The sequence below is a fragment of the Flavobacterium sp. NRK1 genome (assembly GCF_024054175.1).
In the GTDB taxonomy this organism is placed as follows: Bacteria; Bacteroidota; Bacteroidia; order Flavobacteriales; family Flavobacteriaceae; genus Flavobacterium.
Genome location: NZ_JAMXLA010000001.1, coordinates 133,829 through 154,623 on the forward strand (window position 1 = coordinate 133,829; position 20,795 = coordinate 154,623).

At 35.3% G+C, this 20,795-nt stretch carries 23 protein-coding genes; 9 read left to right on the forward strand and 14 right to left on the reverse strand.

Annotation, left to right across the window (positions count from 1 at the left end):
* The first annotated feature begins 3 nt into the window (after positions 1–3).
* The 3 genes from NHE85_RS00600 to NHE85_RS00610 are packed head-to-tail and all read left to right on the forward strand — an operon-like array spanning position 4 to position 3,419.
* Positions 4–1,191: an acetyl-CoA C-acyltransferase gene (locus NHE85_RS00600; protein WP_252808705.1), complete on the forward strand. Its 1,188-nt coding sequence runs from the start codon at positions 4–6 to the stop codon at positions 1,189–1,191.
* A 37-nt stretch (positions 1,192–1,228) separates the two neighbouring features.
* Positions 1,229–1,585, forward strand: coding sequence for a four helix bundle protein (locus NHE85_RS00605; protein WP_252808706.1), 357 nt, complete (start codon positions 1,229–1,231; stop codon positions 1,583–1,585).
* Between the two features lie 34 nt (positions 1,586–1,619).
* Complete coding sequence (locus tag NHE85_RS00610; RefSeq protein WP_252808709.1) at positions 1,620–3,419, forward strand: acyl-CoA dehydrogenase family protein; 1,800 nt, start codon at positions 1,620–1,622, stop codon at positions 3,417–3,419.
* 185 nt (positions 3,420–3,604) lie between these two features.
* Here NHE85_RS00610 and NHE85_RS00615 read toward each other — a convergent pair whose 3' ends face one another.
* From NHE85_RS00615 to NHE85_RS00625, 3 genes are all read right to left on the reverse strand, one after another.
* Positions 3,605–3,760, reverse strand: coding sequence for a lmo0937 family membrane protein (locus NHE85_RS00615; RefSeq protein ID WP_252808711.1), 156 nt, complete (start codon positions 3,758–3,760; stop codon positions 3,605–3,607).
* Between the two features lie 18 nt (positions 3,761–3,778).
* The gene (locus NHE85_RS00620) at positions 3,779–4,378 is read right to left on the reverse strand and encodes a DUF4142 domain-containing protein (protein WP_252808713.1); all 600 of its coding nucleotides are present in this window, start codon (positions 4,376–4,378) and stop codon (positions 3,779–3,781) included.
* A gap of 111 nt (positions 4,379–4,489) precedes the next feature.
* A complete protein-coding gene (locus NHE85_RS00625) occupies positions 4,490–5,695 on the reverse strand; it encodes an FAD-binding oxidoreductase (protein ID WP_252808714.1) in 1,206 nt (401 codons plus the stop codon).
* Between the two features lie 130 nt (positions 5,696–5,825).
* On the opposite strand from NHE85_RS00625, the gene NHE85_RS00630 reads away from it, so the two are divergent.
* On the forward strand, positions 5,826–7,022 hold the full coding sequence (locus NHE85_RS00630) for an LETM1-related biofilm-associated protein (protein ID WP_252808716.1): 1,197 nt from the start codon (positions 5,826–5,828) through the stop codon (positions 7,020–7,022).
* A 64-nt stretch (positions 7,023–7,086) separates the two neighbouring features.
* Here NHE85_RS00630 and can read toward each other — a convergent pair whose 3' ends face one another.
* The 4 genes from can to NHE85_RS00650 all read right to left on the reverse strand — a co-directional run bounded on the left by can (position 7,087) and on the right by NHE85_RS00650 (position 10,320).
* On the reverse strand, positions 7,087–7,743 hold the full coding sequence (gene can, locus NHE85_RS00635) for a carbonate dehydratase (RefSeq protein WP_252808718.1): 657 nt from the start codon (positions 7,741–7,743) through the stop codon (positions 7,087–7,089).
* A gap of 43 nt (positions 7,744–7,786) precedes the next feature.
* Positions 7,787–9,397, reverse strand: coding sequence for a SulP family inorganic anion transporter (locus NHE85_RS00640; protein ID WP_252808720.1), 1,611 nt, complete (start codon positions 9,395–9,397; stop codon positions 7,787–7,789).
* Between the two features lie 80 nt (positions 9,398–9,477).
* Positions 9,478–9,765, reverse strand: coding sequence for a hypothetical protein (locus NHE85_RS00645; protein WP_252808722.1), 288 nt, complete (start codon positions 9,763–9,765; stop codon positions 9,478–9,480).
* Between the two features lie 54 nt (positions 9,766–9,819).
* Complete coding sequence (locus NHE85_RS00650; protein ID WP_252808724.1) at positions 9,820–10,320, reverse strand: Dps family protein; 501 nt, start codon at positions 10,318–10,320, stop codon at positions 9,820–9,822.
* Positions 10,321–10,428: 108 nt separating this feature from the next.
* On the opposite strand from NHE85_RS00650, the gene NHE85_RS00655 reads away from it, so the two are divergent.
* Positions 10,429–11,379, forward strand: a complete 951-nt coding sequence (locus tag NHE85_RS00655; RefSeq protein ID WP_252808726.1) for a LysR substrate-binding domain-containing protein — start codon at positions 10,429–10,431, stop codon at positions 11,377–11,379.
* 57 nt (positions 11,380–11,436) lie between these two features.
* Here the strand turns inward: NHE85_RS00655 and NHE85_RS00660 are convergent, their stop codons facing one another.
* The 4 genes from NHE85_RS00660 to NHE85_RS00675 all read right to left on the reverse strand — a co-directional run bounded on the left by NHE85_RS00660 (position 11,437) and on the right by NHE85_RS00675 (position 13,540).
* Complete coding sequence (locus tag NHE85_RS00660; protein WP_252808729.1) at positions 11,437–11,634, reverse strand: hypothetical protein; 198 nt, start codon at positions 11,632–11,634, stop codon at positions 11,437–11,439.
* A gap of 140 nt (positions 11,635–11,774) precedes the next feature.
* Positions 11,775–12,437, reverse strand: a complete 663-nt coding sequence (mnmD, locus tag NHE85_RS00665; RefSeq protein ID WP_252808730.1) for a tRNA (5-methylaminomethyl-2-thiouridine)(34)-methyltransferase MnmD — start codon at positions 12,435–12,437, stop codon at positions 11,775–11,777.
* Positions 12,438–12,893, reverse strand: coding sequence for a hypothetical protein (locus NHE85_RS00670; RefSeq protein ID WP_252808732.1), 456 nt, complete (start codon positions 12,891–12,893; stop codon positions 12,438–12,440).
* Positions 12,893–13,540 (reverse strand): DUF4920 domain-containing protein, encoded by a 648-nt coding sequence (locus NHE85_RS00675; RefSeq protein WP_252808735.1) that lies wholly within the window; start codon positions 13,538–13,540, stop codon positions 12,893–12,895. Before NHE85_RS00675 ends, NHE85_RS00670 begins: the two co-directional genes overlap by 1 nt.
* A 262-nt stretch (positions 13,541–13,802) precedes the next feature.
* Between NHE85_RS00675 and NHE85_RS00680 the strand changes: the two genes are divergently transcribed.
* From NHE85_RS00680 to NHE85_RS00695, 4 genes are all read left to right on the forward strand, one after another.
* Positions 13,803–14,876, forward strand: coding sequence for an acyltransferase (locus NHE85_RS00680; RefSeq protein WP_252808737.1), 1,074 nt, complete (start codon positions 13,803–13,805; stop codon positions 14,874–14,876).
* A 197-nt stretch (positions 14,877–15,073) separates the two neighbouring features.
* Positions 15,074–16,135, forward strand: coding sequence for an acyltransferase (locus NHE85_RS00685; RefSeq protein ID WP_252808738.1), 1,062 nt, complete (start codon positions 15,074–15,076; stop codon positions 16,133–16,135).
* Complete coding sequence (locus NHE85_RS00690; protein WP_252808740.1) at positions 16,122–16,769, forward strand: TatD family hydrolase; 648 nt, start codon at positions 16,122–16,124, stop codon at positions 16,767–16,769. Before NHE85_RS00685 ends, NHE85_RS00690 begins: the two co-directional genes overlap by 14 nt.
* Entirely contained in the window at positions 16,762–17,478 is a 717-nt protein-coding gene (locus NHE85_RS00695; protein WP_252808742.1) for a ThiF family adenylyltransferase, read from the forward strand. The genes NHE85_RS00690 and NHE85_RS00695 overlap by 8 nt, the downstream gene beginning before the upstream one ends.
* 46 nt (positions 17,479–17,524) lie before the next feature.
* Here the strand turns inward: NHE85_RS00695 and NHE85_RS00700 are convergent, their stop codons facing one another.
* The 3 genes from NHE85_RS00700 to NHE85_RS00710 all read right to left on the reverse strand — a co-directional run bounded on the left by NHE85_RS00700 (position 17,525) and on the right by NHE85_RS00710 (position 20,795).
* Positions 17,525–18,784: a GyrI-like domain-containing protein gene (locus NHE85_RS00700; RefSeq protein WP_252808744.1), complete on the reverse strand. Its 1,260-nt coding sequence runs from the start codon at positions 18,782–18,784 to the stop codon at positions 17,525–17,527.
* Between the two features lie 117 nt (positions 18,785–18,901).
* Positions 18,902–19,282, reverse strand: a complete 381-nt coding sequence (locus NHE85_RS00705; protein ID WP_252808746.1) for a hypothetical protein — start codon at positions 19,280–19,282, stop codon at positions 18,902–18,904.
* A gap of 10 nt (positions 19,283–19,292) precedes the next feature.
* A complete protein-coding gene (locus NHE85_RS00710) occupies positions 19,293–20,795 on the reverse strand; it encodes a COG3014 family protein (protein ID WP_252808748.1) in 1,503 nt (500 codons plus the stop codon).

The window sequence follows — 20,795 nt, forward strand, 5'->3', positions numbered from 1 at the left end:
GACATGAAAACAGCATATATAGTAAAAGCATACAGAACAGCCGTAGGTAAAGCACCTAAAGGAGTGTTTCGCTTTAAAAGGCCTGACGAACTGGCTGCTGAAACCATACAGTTCATTATGAATGAACTGCCTGATTTCGACAAAACAAGAATTGATGACATAATGGTAGGTAATGCAATGCCGGAAGCTGAGCAGGGTTTAAACTTTGCACGTCTTATTTCCCTTATGGGACTTAAAATTGACGATGTGCCGGGTGTTACCGTAAACCGTTATTGTGCATCGGGACTGGAAACCATTGCCATGGCTACTGCTAAAATACAATCCGGTATGGCCGATTGTATTATTGCGGGAGGTGCAGAAAGCATGAGTTATATACCAATGGGTGGTTACAAACCTGTACCTGATTATCAGGTTGCTAAAAATGGACATGAAGATTATTACTGGGGAATGGGTCTTACTGCAGAAGCTGTTGCAAAACAGTTTAACGTAAGCCGTGAAGATCAGGATCTTTTTGGATACAACTCACATCAAAAAGCACTTAAAGCTCAGGCAGAAGGCAGATTTGATAAACAAATTGTACCTATTACAATTGAGCAGGTTTATGTAGATGAAAATGGTAAAAAAGCAACTAAAAGCTATACAGTTACTAAAGATGAAGGACCAAGAGCCGATACTTCTTTAGAAGCTTTGGGTAAACTTAGACCTGTATTTGCTGCCGATGGTAGTGTTACCGCTGGAACCTCATCGCAAATGAGTGATGGGGCTGCTTTTGTAATGGTGATGTCTGAAGATTTAGTAAAAGAGTTAAATCTTGAACCTATTGCCAGAATGGTTAGCTATGCTGCTGCCGGTGTAGAACCAAGAATTATGGGTATAGGCCCTGTAAAAGCAATTCCGAAAGCTTTAAAGAAAGCCGGATTACAATTAAAAGATATTGAACTTATAGAACTTAACGAGGCATTTGCATCGCAATCGCTGGCTGTTATGCGTGAACTTGATATAAACCAGGATATAGTAAACGTAAATGGCGGTGCTATTGCGTTAGGACATCCACTAGGTTGTACAGGCGCCAAATTATCAGTTCAGTTATTTGATGAAATGAAACGTCGTGGCAACCAAAACAAATACGGCATCGTAACAATGTGTGTAGGTACCGGACAGGGTGCAGCGGGAGTTTATGAAATACTTTAGATATTATTTTAAATGATGAATTTTAAATTTTAAATGAATGAAGGATAATATTATAGCAGTAAAAACTTTTGAGTTTTCATTAAACATTATTAACCTTTATATACAGTTAAAAAAAGAAAATGAATTCATCATTTCCAAACAATTATTGAGATGTGGCACAAGCATAGGCGCTAACGTTGAAGAAGCAATCGCAGCTCAGTCGAAAAAGGATTTCATAAGTAAAATGGCTATTGCATCTAAGGAAGCAAAAGTGACAAAATATTGGCTTCGGCTGCTTGACAAATCAGACTTAACACAAATTTCAGTGAATAATTATTTAATTGATATAGAACACATAATTAATATCATAACAAAAATAATAAAGACATCACAGGAGAGCACTTTAAAAATTTAAAATTTAGAATTCATCATTTAAAATAAAATATACTATGTCAGAGGTAATAGATATAACAAGAGGAGGACAATTCCTCGTTAAAGAAACAAAGAGTGAAGATGTCTTTACTCCTGAGGATTTTTCGGAAGAGCAGGTAATGATGCGTGATACGGTTAAAGAATTTGTTGACCGTGAAATATGGCCTAACAAAGATCGTTTTGAGAAAAAAGATTATGCGCTTACCGAAGAAACTATGCGAAAAGCAGGTGAACTTGGTTTTCTTGGAGTAGCTGTACCTGAAGAATATGGCGGGCTTGGTATGGGCTTTGTTTCTACTATGCTTGTATGTGATTATATTTCGGGAGCTACAGGTTCATTTTCTACTGCTTTTGGTGCTCACACCGGTATTGGCACTATGCCAATTACACTTTACGGAACCGAAGAGCAAAAACTTAAATATGTACCAAAACTTGCATCGGGGGAATGGTTTGGTGCTTACTGCCTTACTGAACCGGGTGCGGGATCGGATGCTAATTCGGGTAAAACAAAAGCCGTATTATCTGAAGATGGTACACATTATAAAATTACAGGTCAGAAAATGTGGATTTCCAATGCCGGATTTTGCAGCCTGTTCATTGTATTTGCAAGGATAGAAGACGACAAAAACATAACCGGCTTTATTGTAGAGAATGATCCTTCAAATGGTATTTCTCTTGGTGAAGAAGAACATAAACTTGGTATTCGTGCCTCTTCTACCCGTCAGGTTTTCTTTAATGAAACCAAGGTTCCGGTAGAAAACATGCTTTCTGAGAGAGGAAACGGTTTCAAAATAGCGATGAATGCTTTAAACGTAGGCCGTATTAAACTTGCAGCAGCATGTCTCGATGCACAAAGAAGAGTAACATCAGGTGCGGCTAAATATGCCAACGAGCGTATTCAATTTAATACTCCTATTGCTAATTTCGGAGCCATACGTTCTAAACTTGCTGAAATGGCTACGAGTTGTTATGCCGGGGAAAGCGCATGTTACAGAGCTGCAAAAAACATTGAAGACCGTATAAATGCACGCATTGCCAACGGAGAATCACATCAGGATGCAGAACTTAAAGGCGTTGAAGAATTTGCTATTGAATGTTCTATACTTAAAGTTGCTGTATCTGAAGATATACAAAACTGTTCTGATGAAGGTATCCAGATTTTTGGAGGTATGGGCTTCTCTGAAGACACCCCTATGGAAAGCGCGTGGAGAGATGCAAGGATTGCCCGTATTTATGAGGGTACAAACGAAATTAACCGCATGCTGTCTGTAGGCATGCTGGTAAAAAAAGCAATGAAAGGGCATGTTGATCTTTTAGGCCCCGCAATGAAAGTTGCTGAAGAACTTATGGGAATACCATCATTCGATACTCCTGATTATTCTGAACTTTTTGCTGAAGAAAAAGAAATGATAGGTAAGCTTAAAAAAGCATTTTTAATGGTTGCCGGTTCGGCAGTACAAAAATATGGCCCTGCATTAGACGAACACCAGCAATTGCTAATGGCTGCGTCTGATATTCTTATCGAAATATACATGGCAGAGTCAGTTATATTGCGTACAGAGAAACTTGCTAAAAAACAAGGTGCAGACAAAGTAAAAGAACAAATTGCAATGGCAAAGCTTTATTTATATAAAGCTGTTGATATTGTAAATATAAAAGGTAAGGAAGGGATTGCTTCTTTCTCTGAAGGTGATGAGCAACGTATGATGATGATGGGACTTAAACGATTTACAAAATATAACAATATGCCCAATGTAGTGGCGCTTAGAGAGACCATTGCAGCAAAAATTGTAAGCGAAGGTGCTTACCCATATTAATAATTTCAGTTTTTAGTTTGTTATAAAACCCTGCTAAAGCAGGGTTTTATTTTTTTATAATTTTTAGTAATGAGAATTGAGAATAAATCTGTGAACAGACGCCTAATAGTTTTATTCTCTATATAAACTAAAACCCCGTAATGTGATACATTACGGGGTTTTATTATAATTACAGATTACCAAACCTATGGGCGGTTTCTTCTTAACAGGTTAAGTACAATCATTACAACTGCCACCAAAAGCAACAAGTGAATAAAAGCACTGCCCACATGATAAGCAAAGCTACCTAAAGCCCAAAAGATTATCAGTATTACAGCAATTATATATAATAAATTTCTCATAGCAATTTAGTTTTATAACTATTTAACCGCGTCAACTTTTTCTTTAGTCATTTTAGCGTGTTCTAAATGTTTTCTTAGTTCAGGCAGCATATTAGCAGCCCACATTCTGATATCCGGATCATTAGCTTTTTCTGAAGCTTTTTCCATTTTATCAATGGTTTTTTCATGACCATCAACCATCATATCAGCATATGCTTTATCAAAATCATGACCCGTTTTATCATTAAGGTCTTTATAAGCATCCTGTACATTTTCTGTAGATGATTCAGGGATACTGATGTTTTTCTTAGATGCAGTTGCTTTAAGATCGGCTAATGCTTTTGAATGTGCATCTTCCATCATTTTTCCAAGAGCTTTTACATCCGGATTGGTACTTTTTGTCTGAGCCAGTTTACCAAGCTCAATTTCTTTCATATCCACTTCTGCGGCTGCAACAAGGTAATCAGAATCACTTTCTTTTTCGTCATTTACGTCGTCAAATTTAGCTTCATTCTGGTCTTCTGCAACTTCTTTAGCGTCTTCATTTTTTGTTTCATTTTTACATGACTGAATCCCGAAAGATAAAGTTACAACTGCTGCTCCTAAAAGCGCTTTACTTAATAGTGATGTCCTTTTCATAATAGGTTATTTTTGTATTATTAATTTGTTCTGTACGAAGTTAACCCATTAAATGGTGCATCCTTGTTATGGTTATCACAATAAGTGTTAGCAAAATACTAAAACATCGGGTTAGCGGTCAAAGGCAAAAAGTTCAATGTCTTTGTTTTCTTTTCCTAATATCAGGTCTGTAATCATTTCGGCAGCTATTAAACTAAATGTAATACCATTACCTCCAAAACCTAACGCAAAATAGCTATTAGGCAGCTTGCTATACTCACCGATGTAAGGAAGCCCGTCTTTTGTAGATCCGAAAGTACCAGTCCAGACAAACTCAGGTTTAAATTTTAAATCCGGAAATATTTTATTTATATCCTTAACCAACTGTCCTGTCTTTCTTTTCATAAGCTTATCCCGCTTGTGTGGATCGCTGAAATCTTCATCCCGCCCTCCTATAAGCACCCTATTATCGGGAGTTGTACGCATATATAAGTAAGGGTTTGCCGTATTCCAGATAAGTACTTCATCTTTCCAAAAATCACGTTCATTATATTGTTCACTTACAACGGCATAGGTAGATTGAAGGTCTACAACTTTTTTATCAATAAAATTCACTACTTCATATCCAGTAGCATAAATCAACTTTTTAGCTTTAATGGTATGTCCTGATTCTGTTTTTAAAACTACACCATCTTTATTATGCTTTATATTGGTTACTGGTGAACGATCAAATATATCATTAGCTTTACCTCCTTTGTGTTTATGCTGTAAAAGGCAATGTGTAAGCATATATGCATTTGTCTGCGCGCCCTGTTCAGATAGTATTGCACCTGGTGCATCAATATTAAATTCTTTCTTAAGAGCTTCTGCCTCAAGATAACGTACTTTAAAACCTGCAGCTTTTCTGGCTTCAAATTCTTGTTTAAGTCCTTTTACATCTTTTTTATAAGCCGCATAAAAAAGACTTTCTTTTTTCTCAAAATAATCTGCTCCCCTCGCTTTTACAATTTCCCCCAGTTTATCTATAGCTTCACTGCAAAGCTGGTACGCCCGTTCTGCTTTATCTTTACCAATCATTTCTGAAAGTTTATATAGCGGAACATCTATTTCATACTGCAACAATGAGGTACTGGCACTGGTACTGCCTAAACCTATTGTCCGTGCATCTATAGTAATGCATTTTATACCTGCATTTATAAGATGGTAGCGTACCAATGCGCCCGATATACCGGCACCTATTATAGCCACCTCAGTTTCTATATCGTGATCAAGCTTAGGAAAAGTAAACGGAAGGCCGTCTTTAATAAGCCAAAATGGATAACCTGCCTTTAATGTCATAATAAATTGGTTGTATAACAAAGTTATTGCATTTATTAAGTTGTAAATTTAACATCAATAAAATATAGGTTTTAATTAACGCTTGTTCAATACCTAAAAAAATGCATAGTTTTGCAACAAATATCCCACAATGATAAACCCATCTGCAAGCGGCTGGATAGACAAGTTTTTTGCACAGCTAAAAAGCAAGTTACCTGTTTACGCAAATTCCCACGATTTTTACCGATCTGTGAGGGATGCAGGGTTTATATATGGCCACGTAGTATCTTTCAGTAATATAGATTCAAAAGAAACCAAAGGCTGGATAACTGAAGAAATTACAAAAGTTGCCCTGCTTAATACCTTATACGATGTATTCAGGCTTGTTGAAAAGCAGGATGACACACAAAAGTTTATAGAAAAAACCATACTTTTTTATAAAGAAATGACCCCGGGAGGGTTTGATTTCTTTAAAAAGGTATTGCCTGCTTCATCACCCAGCCACGAACTCGAAGAAATTCTTGATGAGCGTATTAAAACCAACAGCAACATTATAAGCCGTAATTTTTCGCATATACTTACTAATGCCCTGCTGTTTATGGATGTACTGGCTTTTCGTCAATATTTACTAAACAACGAGATACCTCAAAAGTACCTTAAAAAGCTTGAAGAAACAGTTATGAGTATAGTGTCGTTAGCTTTACAGGCAAAAGACAAAATATCTGACTATGATGAGTTGCTTATAAAACTGTTTGAAGCATCTGTACGTTATACTAAGTTCTCGAAGATAAATGCGCAAGACCTTGATAAACTAGAGTTGGACTATTTTACTTCTAAGCCTGAAAAAAACTATTTACTGGACATGGCGGGCATGGCTATATGGAGTGACGGTGCAGCGCAGCAAAGCGAAATTGAATTTTTATATAGTCTGGCAGCACAATTAGAGTTAAGTGATGATATTGCTGCCGAAAGTATTGCTTCTTTTGATGTGTTCATTAAACTTAACCGTAAAGAAATTCCGTTTTTTAAATATTCTAATCCGGTTAAACATTTTTACGAACATGCGTCGCAATCTGTGGTATTACTTATAAACCGTAATAAAAACCGCCTTATAAAAGAATTATCAAATAATGGTGAGTTAATGCTGCTTCTTACTCATTCAACCCATCGTAACCTTGATGAAAAAGAAAAGAAAAAAGTAAAAAAACAATTGCTGGAAATATGCAAAACAGTACCATCGCTTACTATTTTCTTATTACCGGGCGGGAGCCTTTTATTACCCCTGCTAATAAAATTTATTCCTCAAATGCTGCCATCAGTATTTAATGAGAATCTTGATAACGAATAAAAAAGCCGTTTCAAAAAAAGAAACGGCCTTCGTTATACAAAATAAAACAACGGTAAAACAATAATTAAAACTGCAGGCGGTGAACTTTACCAAGGTCGCCATTATCGCAATAATTAACCTCCAGATCTTTCACAATACCTGTATCCAGGCCGTAAACCCATCCGTGAAGGCAAAGCTCCTGCCCGTTTCTCCATGCGTTCTGCACGATAGAAGTTTTAGCAAGGCCGGAAACCTGTTCTTTAACGTTAAGTTCCACAAAAGCATTAAATCTGTCATTTTCATCTATAATAGAATCCAGGTATGTATTGTGGTGGCGATACACATCTTTAATGTGGCGTATCCAGTTATCTATAAGCCCTATAGAATCGTTGCCCATAGCAGCTTTTACACCACCACAGCCATAATGCCCGCAAACAATAACGTGCTTAACCTTTAAAACATTTACGGCATAATCCAGTACGCTTAACATGTTCATATCAGAATGTACAACCATATTTGCTATGTTTCTGTGTACAAATACTTCTCCGGGCTGTGCGCCAATCACTTCATTAGCCGGCACACGGCTGTCAGAACATCCAATCCATAATAAAGGCGGCGACTGGCCTTTTGATAGTTTCTCAAAATATTCAGGATCTTCACTCAGCTTTGTCTGAGACCATATTTTATTATTATCTAAGATTTTTTTATAAAAATCACTTGTGTGGTCGTTTATATCTGCCATAATATTAATCTTTTATATAGTTGTGCTATGCACAAAATTTATTTTATTTTATTTTATGTTCCTTATGTTCTACAAATACATTTTGTTTTCCTGTACCGGTATTTTCAAGCTCATATGCTTCTTTAAAGCCTATAAGCTTAACTTTTACATTTCGTTCTTTAGCCTTAATATCCCTAAATTCCTCAATCAGGTCAAGTACGTCGTGAGCTATATATACTGTATCAGAGGCATCAATAACAACTTTAGAATCTGCCGGTATGTCGTTAAGCGTAGATTTAATAGCAGCCTTATTTAAAAAAGAAACCTCCTGTGCAAGTTCTATATGAATTACATCACCTTCGGCATATTCTTCTTTCCTGAAATTATAAGCTCTTTTAAGGTTGCCCCTTAAAATAAAGATAATGCTTATTATCATACCCAATGCAACACCTTTAAGCAAATCGGTAAACACAACAGCAAGTAAGGTAGCTATAAACGGTACAAACTGATATTTTCCTTTATGCCAAAAATGTATAAATATAGCAGGCTTAGCCAATTTATAACCAACCATAATCAGCACAGCAGCTAGCGTAGCTAATGGTATTTTATTAAGCATGGCGGGTATTGCCAAAACACATATTAGTAACAAAACACCATGTATAACTGCCGATAATTTTGTTTTTGCACCGGCACTGGCATTCGCCGAAGAACGTACAACTACAGATGTCATTGGCAGGCCACCTAATAGCGAACTTACCATATTACCTATACCCTGTGCTTTAAGTTCTGTGTTAGTATTGGTGTATCTTTTTTGTACATCCATCCTATCTGAAGCTTCTATACAAAGCAATGTTTCAATAGATGCTACAACAGTAATGGTACCTGCGGTAATCCAGACTTTTATATTATTAAATCCTGAAAAATCAGGCATTACAATAATATTTTTAAGATCTTCAAAAGATTGCGGTACAGGCAATTTTACCAAATGGGTCTGAGCAATCTCTAAGCGGCTTCCAGTTCTGATGAATATCTCATTCAGTACAATACTTATTATTACTGCAACAAGTGCTCCCGGCACCAGTTTAAGCTTTTTAAGTGCGGGCACTTCATTCCAAAGCAAAAGAATTGTTATAGAAACCACCGTTATAATAATAGCTCCTAAATGAAAATAGTCTAATGCGCCAATAATGGAAGAAAAGGTATTGCCGCCCCCCCTTTCAAAAAAAGACTGGTCTCCTTCAAAATCGGTATCAAAACCTACTGCATGCGGCAACTGTTTTAGTATAATAATTATACCAATACCCGCAAGCATGCCCTCTATAACATTTGATGGAAAATAATTAGAGATACTACCTGCCTTTATAAATCCAAGTATTAATTGAAAAACACCGGCAAGAAAAACGCTTAGTAGAAAAATTTCAAATGAGCCAAGCGTAGATATAGCTGTTAATACAATAGCTGTTAACCCGGCGGCAGGACCCGAAACGCTTATATGGGAAGTGCTGAGTGAACCTACAACTATCCCACCAATAATGCCCGATATTATACCTGATAAGGGTGGAGCACCCGATGCCAGGGCAATACCCAGACACAATGGTAAAGCCACTAAAAAAACTACAAGGCCTGATGGAAAATTAGCCTTAAGACTGCCAAAAAAATTCATCTTTTTTGTCATAATCGAAAATATATATAATGCAATTATTCTCTCAGTTGCACATGCATATGAGAGCTGCCCAATACAGGCTTAAAATTGAATTATATAAGTTCGGGAGGTGGTGAGCATATATCCCGCGATACATTATCATGTTCACCGGGATTTGCTGAATTGATTATAGTAGTTTTTTTTGCAGGTGCAAAGAAAGCAAAATGCAGCTCCAGATAAGAAGGAGCTGCTTTTACTTCTTTTATTTCTTTCTGAATTTCCTCTTCGGTAAGACTGTAAACCATAGACATATCAGCATCATCCTGTAACAGGCTCACAATAGTAGGAACCGCCAGAAATGACAGAAACATGAATAATACAAAGTTTACAATAATCTTCATGGTACAAATATAGGTAATAATTACCTCAATATCTGTACCACCAATTTTTATAAATTAAATTTCTTCTTCGCTCCAGGCTTTCATCATCCAAATGGTTTTTTCCTGCTCTTTAATAAAGTCACTCATCATAGAATTTGTTCCTTCATCACTTATTTTATCGGATTCATCAAGTATTACTCTTTCTATTTTAAGCAGGTCAGCTAATGAAGTTATAATAAGATTGACAGCATCTGTATCTACAGTTACATCTTTACCCACTTTTAACCTGTTATTTTTAATATAATCTTCAAACGTATGTAGTGGAGTTCCGCCTAATGTAAGCACACGTTCTGCAATAAGGTCAATTTTTAATTGCGCATCATTATAAAGCTCTTCAAATTTTATGTGAAGATCAAAAAAACGTTTGCCACGTATATTCCAATGGATACCGCGCAGGTTTTGATAATATACCTGGAAGTTAGACAGCAGTATATTAAGTTCTGCTGCAATAACTTCTGTTTCTTTTATCGGCAAACCTAATGTATTCGTGGTTTCAGTTGATTTTTTTGTTTTCATAAAATTGACGTTTTTATTGGTTTTGTAAGATAAATTTACGTAAAATTAGTTATTTAAAATATAGGAAATATCAATAGTTTTTATAATTTTATCATAAAAATCTATACTATGACAATTACACAGCTTTACTATGTGTTAGCCGTTGCAGAACATAAAAACTTTACGCTTGCAGCCGAAAAATGTTTTGTAACACAGCCTACACTTAGTATGCAGATACAAAAACTTGAAGAAGAACTTGATATACAGATTTTCGACCGCAGCAAGAAACCTATTCAGCTTACCGACGTAGGACAAAAAATAGTACAGCAGGCAAAGAATATAGTTAATGAATCAGGCCGTATAAAAGATATTGTAGAACAACAGAAAGGTTATATAGGAGGTGATTTTAAAGTGGGTATTATTCCTACTGTTATGCCTACCCTACTGCCTATGTTTATGGCCAATTTCATAAACAGATATCCTAAAGTTAATCTTATCATAGAAGAACGGACAACTGAAGAGATTATAAAAATGCTTAAAAACGGGCAGCTTGATGCCGCTATTGCAGCCACTCCGCTAAACGAGGAAAGTATTAAAGAAATAGTTTTGTACTATGAACCCTTTGTAGCCTATGTACCCGAAAACAACCCCGCATATAAAAAGAAAGAGTTTGAGGTTGAAGATCTGGAAATGAATTTAAGCAATATTTTATTATTGCAGGATGGCCATTGTTTCCGAAATAATGTGCTGAATATCTGTAAAGCGGGCAACTTACAATCTGATAATCATTTTCAGATTGAGAGCGGAAGTTTTGAAACTATGGTAAAACTTGCAGATGAAGGACTGGGAATGACATTACTCCCTTACCTGCATACTTTAGATATGGAAGGTAAACACAAAGATAAACTTCGTCAGTTTAAAGAGCCAAGACCCTCACGTGAGGTGAGCCTTATATATTCTAAAAAAGAATTAAAGCTTCATATAATAGAAGCATTGCGTACAACAATTGCAGGTGTGGTTAAAGGAGCAATAACTTTTCAGAACGTAGACATTACAAGCCCATTACATAAAAAGCAATAACTAATTCTTTTTATTGAAAGACAAAAAATAAAGGAGCCAATTGGCTCCTTTCTAATTTTATTGTTCAACGTAAATAAGACAAGCTTTTAATTCAGGCTTTTCGGTCGTGAAATTATTAAGCCATTCTACCAGTTGTTCAATTTCATAAGGTAAAAGTATTTTTATTGCTTTTTCTACCTCCTTACAAAACAGTATAGGATCAAAGCTTACGCTTTCCAGAATTGTTTTTGTATAGCTAAACATCGGTCTGGTCATGATATGAAATTTATCTATTTTAATTTAGTCCGGTTGATAAGAACGATATGTAAATGTACTAAAAAAAATTCTTCGAAAACGAAATAGTTTTCAACACTTGAGCGTTAAAATTTTCAAAACAACAATTTATTAACATTTTGTTAGCTTTTGAATGCGCGCAGCATTTCTCTCTTTCCCGGTGGCCCCGGAATTTTTTCTACGCTAAAACCTGCTTCAATCATCGCTTTTTTAATAATTGTTCTGCATGCATAGGTTACTAATATACCATCATTTTTAAGGGCAGCATACATTCGTTTAAATATATCCACGCTCCACAAATCAGGCTGAAACTGGTAGCCAAAAGCATCAAAATAAATTAAGTTATATCTATTCACATCATTAATATCCTGAAAAAACTGCTTACGTTTTGTTAATGAAAAGATGTTGCTTACAGGTGTCTTTGTTTCCCATTCTGCATTGTGCATAGCTTCAAAAGCCTGCTGACCATTAGGGGTTTCCAGTAATAATGGATAGTTAAGATGGGTAATTTCATCAATAGTAACGGGATACGCCTCTACTCCTGTATAATCAATTATCTGTCCGCTTTTTACACCTTCACAATATGTTATAAAAGCATTAAGCCCTGTACCAAACCCTATCTCTAAAACAGAAATGGGCTGCCCTTGTATTAAGTTCAGCCCATTGTGTATAAATACATGATTTGCCTCCTGAATAGCCCCAAACTTTGAATGATAGCTTTCCTGCATTTCCGGAAGGTGTATGGTTACAGATCCGTCTTCTGTTATTATAAATTCTCGTTTCAATTATTTAATATAAAGTTTTTTAATTCTGGGTATAGGCCCTTCACATTTTTGTTCATGGCATTTTACACATGATGATACTGCATCATTAAAATGCATTTTGGCATTTACGGAGTCTTTATAAATAAGTTCCTGGGCTTTTAAAAATTTTGCTGCCTGTTCTTTAAAAAAGGCATCATTTTCACTTTCATCAGTCATTGCAGAAGCGTGTATCTTTAAGAAGTGTTGAGGAAAGTTACCTATAGTGTCACCGGAGGTTATACGTTCTTTAAGCCTCATATTATCTACATACATCTGCTCCATAAGTGCTGCCATTTCTGACATCTCATACATTTTAAACTCTTTTTTTTCAGCAGTTTTTTCCTTTACCACTTCGGCAGGCTTGTTGATATTGGATTTTTGTTTGCAACCTGCAAAAATAATAGCGCAGAGAATGGATAATAATAAAAGCTTCCTCATTATTTACTTATTAGCACGCCATCGGCCATAAATTTATACTCTACTTCGGGCTTTGTTATTTTTGCTATCTCTGCTTCCGACTTACCACCATCTTTAGCGTAATGTCTTAACTGAGCCACAGATGTTTCGCTTATAAATGCTTTACCGCTTACTATAGCTTCCTGATCGGCAGCATTTAGGGGAACGAAGAAAGCGTAATCTTTAAACTTAACAAAAGTTTCTTTACTACCTGGTAATGCTAAAGACATCCAGCAGCCTTTCTTTTGGCATACGGCATTAATTTTAGACTTAAATTTTACATTAACTGTATCACCGGGTTTAAGTGAGTTGTATTTTTTAATCATATCTTCTTTGGTAAGTGCTTTATCTGCCACTATTTTATCACCAAAAGAAGCATATTCAACTGCTACTCCATTTGCAGGTTTTACTGTAGTAACCTCAGTTGTTTTCTTTTCAGAATCAGTTTTAACATCTATTACTTCCACTTCATTTTCAGTCTCAGGGAGAACAACAGAATCCGTTACAGTAGATGTAGCATCCGTAGCTATTTCTGCTGATGCAGCCGGTGTTTCAGGTGCTGTCTCTTTATTCTTCTGGCACGCAGTAAGTATAATAACCGCTGTTGCTAATACTATTGATTTTTTCATTATATAACGAAAATTTGATTTTATGTGACAAATTTATACAGAATCTTTAACCTTGCAAGTTTTGTCTGCTATTTCATCTTTTATTGCACTTTATTCCATCGTTTTAATTTAAAAACACTCAAAATTATTCTAAACAGAGTGTTACTTCAATAACAATCTGACAATATAGCAATACCCTATACTGAAAAGTGTAGGGCTTTTCATTTTAAAAATAAAATGTGTTGCAAATAGTGTTTATTGTATTTTAGCAAAAAAAAAGGTAATGAGATTAGAACAGTTAACTTTTACACGTTTTATAGCAGCTATTGCAATTGTTGTTTTCCATTTTGGTTCGGGTGCTTATCCGTTCAATAATGAGAAAATAGGTTTTATTATTCATCAAGCAAACGTAGGGGTAAGTTATTTTTATATTTTATCCGGATTTATAATGGTTGTGGCTTATAGTTCATTAGAAAAGATTAATACATTATCTTTTTTAAGAAACAGGTTCGCAAGAATTTATCCTTTACTTTTTCTCTCCGTTGTTATTTTATTTTTACAAACCTATTTTTTTGATCCTAATTTTAGTTTTGGGATTATTAAAGATGCTATTATAAATTTATCGTTGTTACAGGCCTGGATACCATCAAAAGCACTTATTTTTAATGGACCCGCATGGTCATTATCTGTAGAAGTTTTTTTCTACCTTATTTTTCCTTTTCTGTTTAATAAGTTTTTTTTCAGGCGAAAGTTATGGGTGGTAACTATTGTAGTAATTGTTTTCTGGATAATTTCTCAAATGACACTTTATTATCTTTCAAATTCTTCTTTTAATAAAGGCTATCCCTCACCAAGCCATGCGTTCATATTTTTTTTCCCGGTGATGCATTTAAGTGCCTTTCTTATGGGAAATCTGGGGGGTGTTTTTTTTATAAAGAAACTGGCAGGCAAAAGCGGAAGATATGATATAGCAGTTGTTTTAAGTATTATTTTTTTTATTTTGTTTTTAAAACATCATCCGTTTGGATTAAATTACCATAACGGATTACTGGCGGTAATATTTGTACCGTTTATAATATTTATGTGTATAAATAGAGGTATAGTAACAAGAGTACTTAATACACGTTTTTTTATAGTATTAGGCGAAATAAGCTTTGGTATTTATATACTTCAATTACCTGTTTTCAGATTAACAACTTCTATTGTAAGGCAGCTTAACATAACCCATGATCCTCAAAATTTATTTTATATATCATTTGCAGTGCTTATTATATTATCTACATTGAGCTATTATTATTTTGAGACACCTGTTAGAAATATTATAAAGACCATAAAAATAAAAAGTTTCCGAGTTTGATACTTTATTATAACATCCATACCCAAAAGTCATCGGAAGATGCCAATGTTTTTGATATCGTAACCCTTATCATTTCAAAAAAATATAAACACATATACCAAATGTAATATGTTGGAAAAGTGTGGAGTATTTGATTTTAAAAATAAAATGTGTTGCAAATAGTGTTTATTGTATTTTAGCAAAGAAAAAGAAAAGCAATGAGATTAGAGCAGTTAACATTTACCCGTTTTATTGCGGCTTTAGGAATAGTAATCTTTCATTTTGGGCTTAATGCCTATCCATTTAATACAGAGTTGGTATTGGCTGCTTTTGAAAAAGCTAATATGGGGGTTAGCTATTTTTTTGTATTATCAGGATTTATCATGGTGATTGCTTACAGTAATTTTAACAGGATAGACGCGGTAGGGTATTATAAAAACAGGTTTGCAAGATTGTATCCATTATTGGTACTCTCTGTGCTGCCTTTTTTTGCGGCTATTATGCTCACAGATAAAGTTACCTTTACTGATCTTATTCTGAATCTTAGCCTTTTGCAGGCATGGATACCGGGACATGCCGTTGTTGGGAATTATCCTTTATGGTCGCTATCGGTGGAGGTTTTTTTCTATGCGCTATTCCCCTTGTTGTATAACAGGATATTAAAAAAATATGATGTAACAACTCTTATTCTGCCAATACTATTACTATGGGCAGGTACAGTAGTATTGCATAATTATCTTCTGTCAAACGGTTTTTATCAGGGTTTTGGTACGCAAAGTCATGATCTGATTTACTATTTTCCTCCTATGCATCTTAATCAGTTTCTTATTGGGAATCTTACAGGTATGCTTTTTTTAAAGAGAAAATCAATTAAGGGAAACTATGATTTATTAATTGTCCTGGCAGGACTAATTATATTTATGCTGTTAAAATACTCTCTGGGGATTGATTATCACGATGGTTTTTTGGCAGTGTTTTTTGCAGTATTCATTTTTTTAATGGCTGTCAATACAGGTGTGTTTTGCAAGCTGTTCTCAGGAAAACCATTAGTGTTTTTGGGTGAGATAAGTTATGGTATCTACGTTTTGATGGTGCCTGTATATGATACTATTGAATTGATTTTCGAAAAACTTGGGATTAACTTTAATGAGGTAGGTATGTTTTATTTAAAATTAGCGGTACTGATCGCTATATCGGCCTTTTGCCATATATTTATAGAAAAGCCATTGCGAAACAAAATCAAAATGTTACAGCTAAAAAAACATAATGCTGCTCTATAATCTTCATACACATAAATCTTCAGAAGACAATAATATCTTCGATATTGTAAACCGTTACCCCTACGAGGATATTGATGTTCCTTTTTTCTCTACAGGCATTCATCCATGGCATATTGATAAAGATAAACTTGATGAGCACTTTGCTATTATTGAAGAACGACTTTCTTTGCCTAATTGCCTTGCTATAGGTGAATGCGGATTGGATAAACGTATTAAAAAGCCAATTGAATTACAGATAGAAGTTTTCGAAAAACATTTGCTATTAGCAAAAAAATATCAAAAACCCGTAATTTTGCATCTTGTCGCAGCTTTTCAGGAGTTGATCGAGATCAAAAACAGAATTCAGCCCGGCGTACCGATAATCGTTCACGGCTTCTCTAAAAATATACAGGTGGCACAACAATTGCTGAATAATGGCTTTTACCTTTCTTTTGGCAAATACCTGTTACGCAATCCGGAATTATCGGAAGTATTTGCACAAGTGCCGGAAGACAGATTTTTTATGGAAACCGATCTGATAGAAGAAAGTTTGGATGAGGTTTATGAAATGGCAGCGAAAGCACGGAATATAGAAATTGAACTAGTAAAAAATATTGTAAGCACTAATTTTAAAACTGTTTTTAAAAATGGCTGAATGGACTGAGAGGGCAGAGCTCTTATTTAAGAAGGAAGGACTGGAGAAATTAAAAAATGCACATGTAATAGTGGTAGGCCTTGGCGGTGTCGGCTCTTTTGCGGCTGAATTTCTCGCAAGGGCAGGAGTAGGAAACATGACTATTGTTGACGGCGATACAGTAGATATCACCAATATAAACCGTCAGCTACCGGCTTTACACTCTACCGTGGGGCAGCCAAAGGTTACTATAGTAGGTAACAGGCTGATGGATATAAATCCGGAACTCAATCTTATAAGAATACAGGAGTTTCTTTCTCCTGAGCGTGCTTATGAATTAGTAACGCCGCAGTATGATTATGTACTGGATTGTATAGACAGTATTACACCTAAGTTAAACCTGCTTATTTCTGCCAGACGACAAAAGGTTAAGATTATAAGTAATATGGGCGCAGGAGGCAAATATGAGGCTTCTAAGGTTAAAGTAGCCGATATCAGCAAGACAGAATATTGTCCGCTTGCCAAAACTGTTAGAAAACGTCTTAAAAAGGAAGGTATATCTAAGGGGATAAAAGTAGTTTTCTCTACCGAAGAGCCTGATCAGACAAGCCTCGAAATGACAGATGGCAAAAATTTTAAAAAATCGTTTTTCGGAACTAATAGCTGGATGCCTGCTTTATTTGGGCTTCATTCTGCTGAAACCGTTGTAAAGCATATTATAAAAAAATAAAAAAATCCCCGATGGGGATTTTTTTGTGTCTGGTCTGTAAGTTATATTAAGGATTAGTTTCCGGTTTAGGGCTAGCTGGTTTTGAAGCAGTATTTACTGGAGGTTTTGTACTAGTGCTGTTCCCACTGTCATTTCCAGCTTTAGATTTAGCAGTTATGGGCTTATCAATTATCCACGCCGCTGTTTTTACAGCGGGTTTAGATGCAATTGTTACAGGAGTATTTACTGTAGGTTTTGAATTAGCTGGTTGTGAGGCAGGATTTTCTATTACCGGTAAAATTGTTGGTGTTCCTATAGGTATATAAATATCTGTAACCCATTCAGAAGGGCGCTTTGTTTTCTGTATGTTTTTAGTGAAAAGTTCCAGATAGGTTCCTGTAGTATTTTCTTCCAGTCCTTTTTCAGTGATATAATTGTTCGCTGTATCCCAGGCTTTTTTAAGATGCGAGTAATCTCCTTTTAAAGTTGTTTTAAGCGCCGTAAAAGATTGTAGCCTGCCTCCTTCAAATTCGCTTCCGGGAGAAGTGAACATTTCATCTCTAATAGGAATACAAACCATATAGGACGCAGTGTTTTTCTCCTTATCAAATGCTTTATAAAGTATAAAAGGAGATCCGCTTTTTACGATCTTATTCTCTTTCATGAAATCTAAAAGCTTGGGGAAAATATCGTAAGCTTTTTTAGTAATATCTTCAATTTTAGAAGTTACAGACTGTCCCAGATAAAATGTTCCTGATTTGGTAACAAGTTTATCATTAACTTTAATATCAAATTCTGTAAGTTCCTTAACAAGGAAGCTGTCAAGATTTTCCAATCCTTTTTGTAGTGAAGCTTCCAGTTCTTTATTTACATTATTGCCTCTTAATATAGCATTTGCTTTTTCAGAAAAACTGAGTTGTCCTTTTACCCTTACAGTTACTTTTGTGCTCTTAAGCGTATCCGTAAAACTCCATGAAATTTCAGAATCCAGATCATTTACAATGGCTTTTTGTATTATAGAGTCGTTTTCAATAGTATTGGTGGTAATTATTTCTCCTGTATTTTCGCCTTTTTTCCATGACATTTCTGCCCCCCTCCCCGATGTGTTTTCAGAGAAACTGAATACAGAAGTGGTATCGCTGCCTGTAAGTATACCAATGTTTTCCCAGTTTTTGTATTCGTTTATGTAATTGTATAACACCATTTTAGGTGCTTTAATAATACGCTCTTTTTTTATATCATATTTCCCGTCCTGTGTGGCTATAAAAACCGAGACTGCCACGACAGATAATACCAGTAAGAGAAATATATATTTAACAATTTTCATAGGGCTAGAAACGTTTGGTTTGTTGTAAAATTATAATAATTTCTTAGAACAAACCAATTATCTTTTAAAGTGTTAAAATATACGACCAAATGCAAAAAAAAGTCCTTTAATGGACTTTTAGTTAGTATCGCAATCTACAAGATCTTCAGGATATGGCGAAAAACTCAATTTATCGACTAATAAAAAAATATCATCTTCTTTAGTGAAAATTTCTATATCATCACTTACTTGATTTGCAGTGAGTGTTTTTCGATGTGTAGTAATATTATATTGTTCAAGTTTATCAGTTACATGATAATTAAATGAGATAACTTCAGGATAATCATTTTTAAATTGTATTTTCCAATGAAACTGCTCTCCGTATTTTTTTTCACTTTTTATCCTGAACGATATTTTAGAATAGCAGCTTGTTTTCTGCCACTCATCCCAGTCATTATTTTCCTGTGCAAATAATGATATGCCTGTAAGGAGAAACAATAATAGCAATAACTTTTTCATAATAAATATTTTAGGGTTTGGAACCAGAATCATTACTAGTTGCAGCAGGAATTTGTGCTCCGGCAGGGACTACCTGAGTTCTGCCCAGATCAAAATAATTTACAATTTGTAATCCCTTTTTAAACGGAATGGTAATAGTATCAGTATCTACAACACCCTGCGGACCGTATTTTTTTATTGTATATTCAGTCTGTCCTTCCTTTAAAGGAATTCTGATGTAACTGATAGTACCCGGCAATGATTGCCAGTTACGGGTATCAGCTTTTTCGGTAACTGCTCCGGCTATATCGCCTACCAGTCTTGCTCCGTCTTCGCTATTATCTCCTAACAGGCTTTTACTAAGGGCTGCCAAACCTTCACTTGCTGCTTTTTTAGAGGCAAATCGTGTTACAATATTTACAATTTCGCGAAGCATTCTGTCCTGAAGGCATTGTTTTGCTATAGGATAAAAGTCTTCGCCAAGCTGAAAAGGGATTTCCTTATTACTAGTAACTATAGCTGCTTTTGTATAAAAACTTTCCCTTTTTTGGTATTTTGGTATTGCAATGGCATTAACTGTTCCTACATTAAATCCCATCGGAATAGGTAAAATGATGTCCACCAGCTTACCATCTTCCATATAAGAAGTGTAAAACCAGTGTTCAGTAGCCGAAAAAGTTAATGTTATCTGATCTTTGGCGGGGGCAAGGCCATTCTCCCAGAAAATTACAGCTTCACCTCCCGCCACATTAGGTGCCGAAAACTGAGGGTTAGCTACTTTAGCACTTGTGTCAGGCTGTATGTTATACTTATTTACATATAAATTATATTCCTCAGTAAAGCCCATCTGCTTTGCAGTTCTTATTAAATCCTGCTTAAGCTGCTCGGGCATAGGTACGCCAAAGTAGTTACCGCCATTCTGGCTATATATTTCTTCTGCATTTCTGTAGGCAATAAAAGCATTGTTTATATCGCCGGTACTTTCATAAATTATGCCCTGCAAAATTTGAGAAAAAGCATCCCTGCTATACTTGTTTTTGTTTGTACGATATTTTTCGTTTAGTTCCAGCAGCTTAATATCTATTCGTTTTGCCTCTACAAGCGCTTCATTAGGCATGCCTAAATGAAAATAATTTAGAGCCATGTAATAGTGAATAGTTACTTTTTCAAAATCCTCACCTTTGTAAGGCAGTGCCATAGGGTTTGTTAAATTAGACGCTACAACCTGCCCTGCATTAGTAGTTATCTTGTCATCAATCATGATATAAGCCTGTTCAAATAAAGTATTGCTTGCCTCATAATTGCCTCTCAAATGCTCAATTTTCCCTTTTTCCATGAGGTACAACAATTTATTCCTGTTCTTGTTGAGGAATTTATTATTGTCTATCTCCTTTATCGCTTTATTAAAATTGCCATTGTATAAATCTGCCTCTATTGTGGTTTTGGTGTTGTAGGTACCACAGGACTGTAGCCCAAGCAATAAAAGCACGGCTGTTATTTTAAAAAAAGCGGGAACGGTAGTTTTTACCATCAT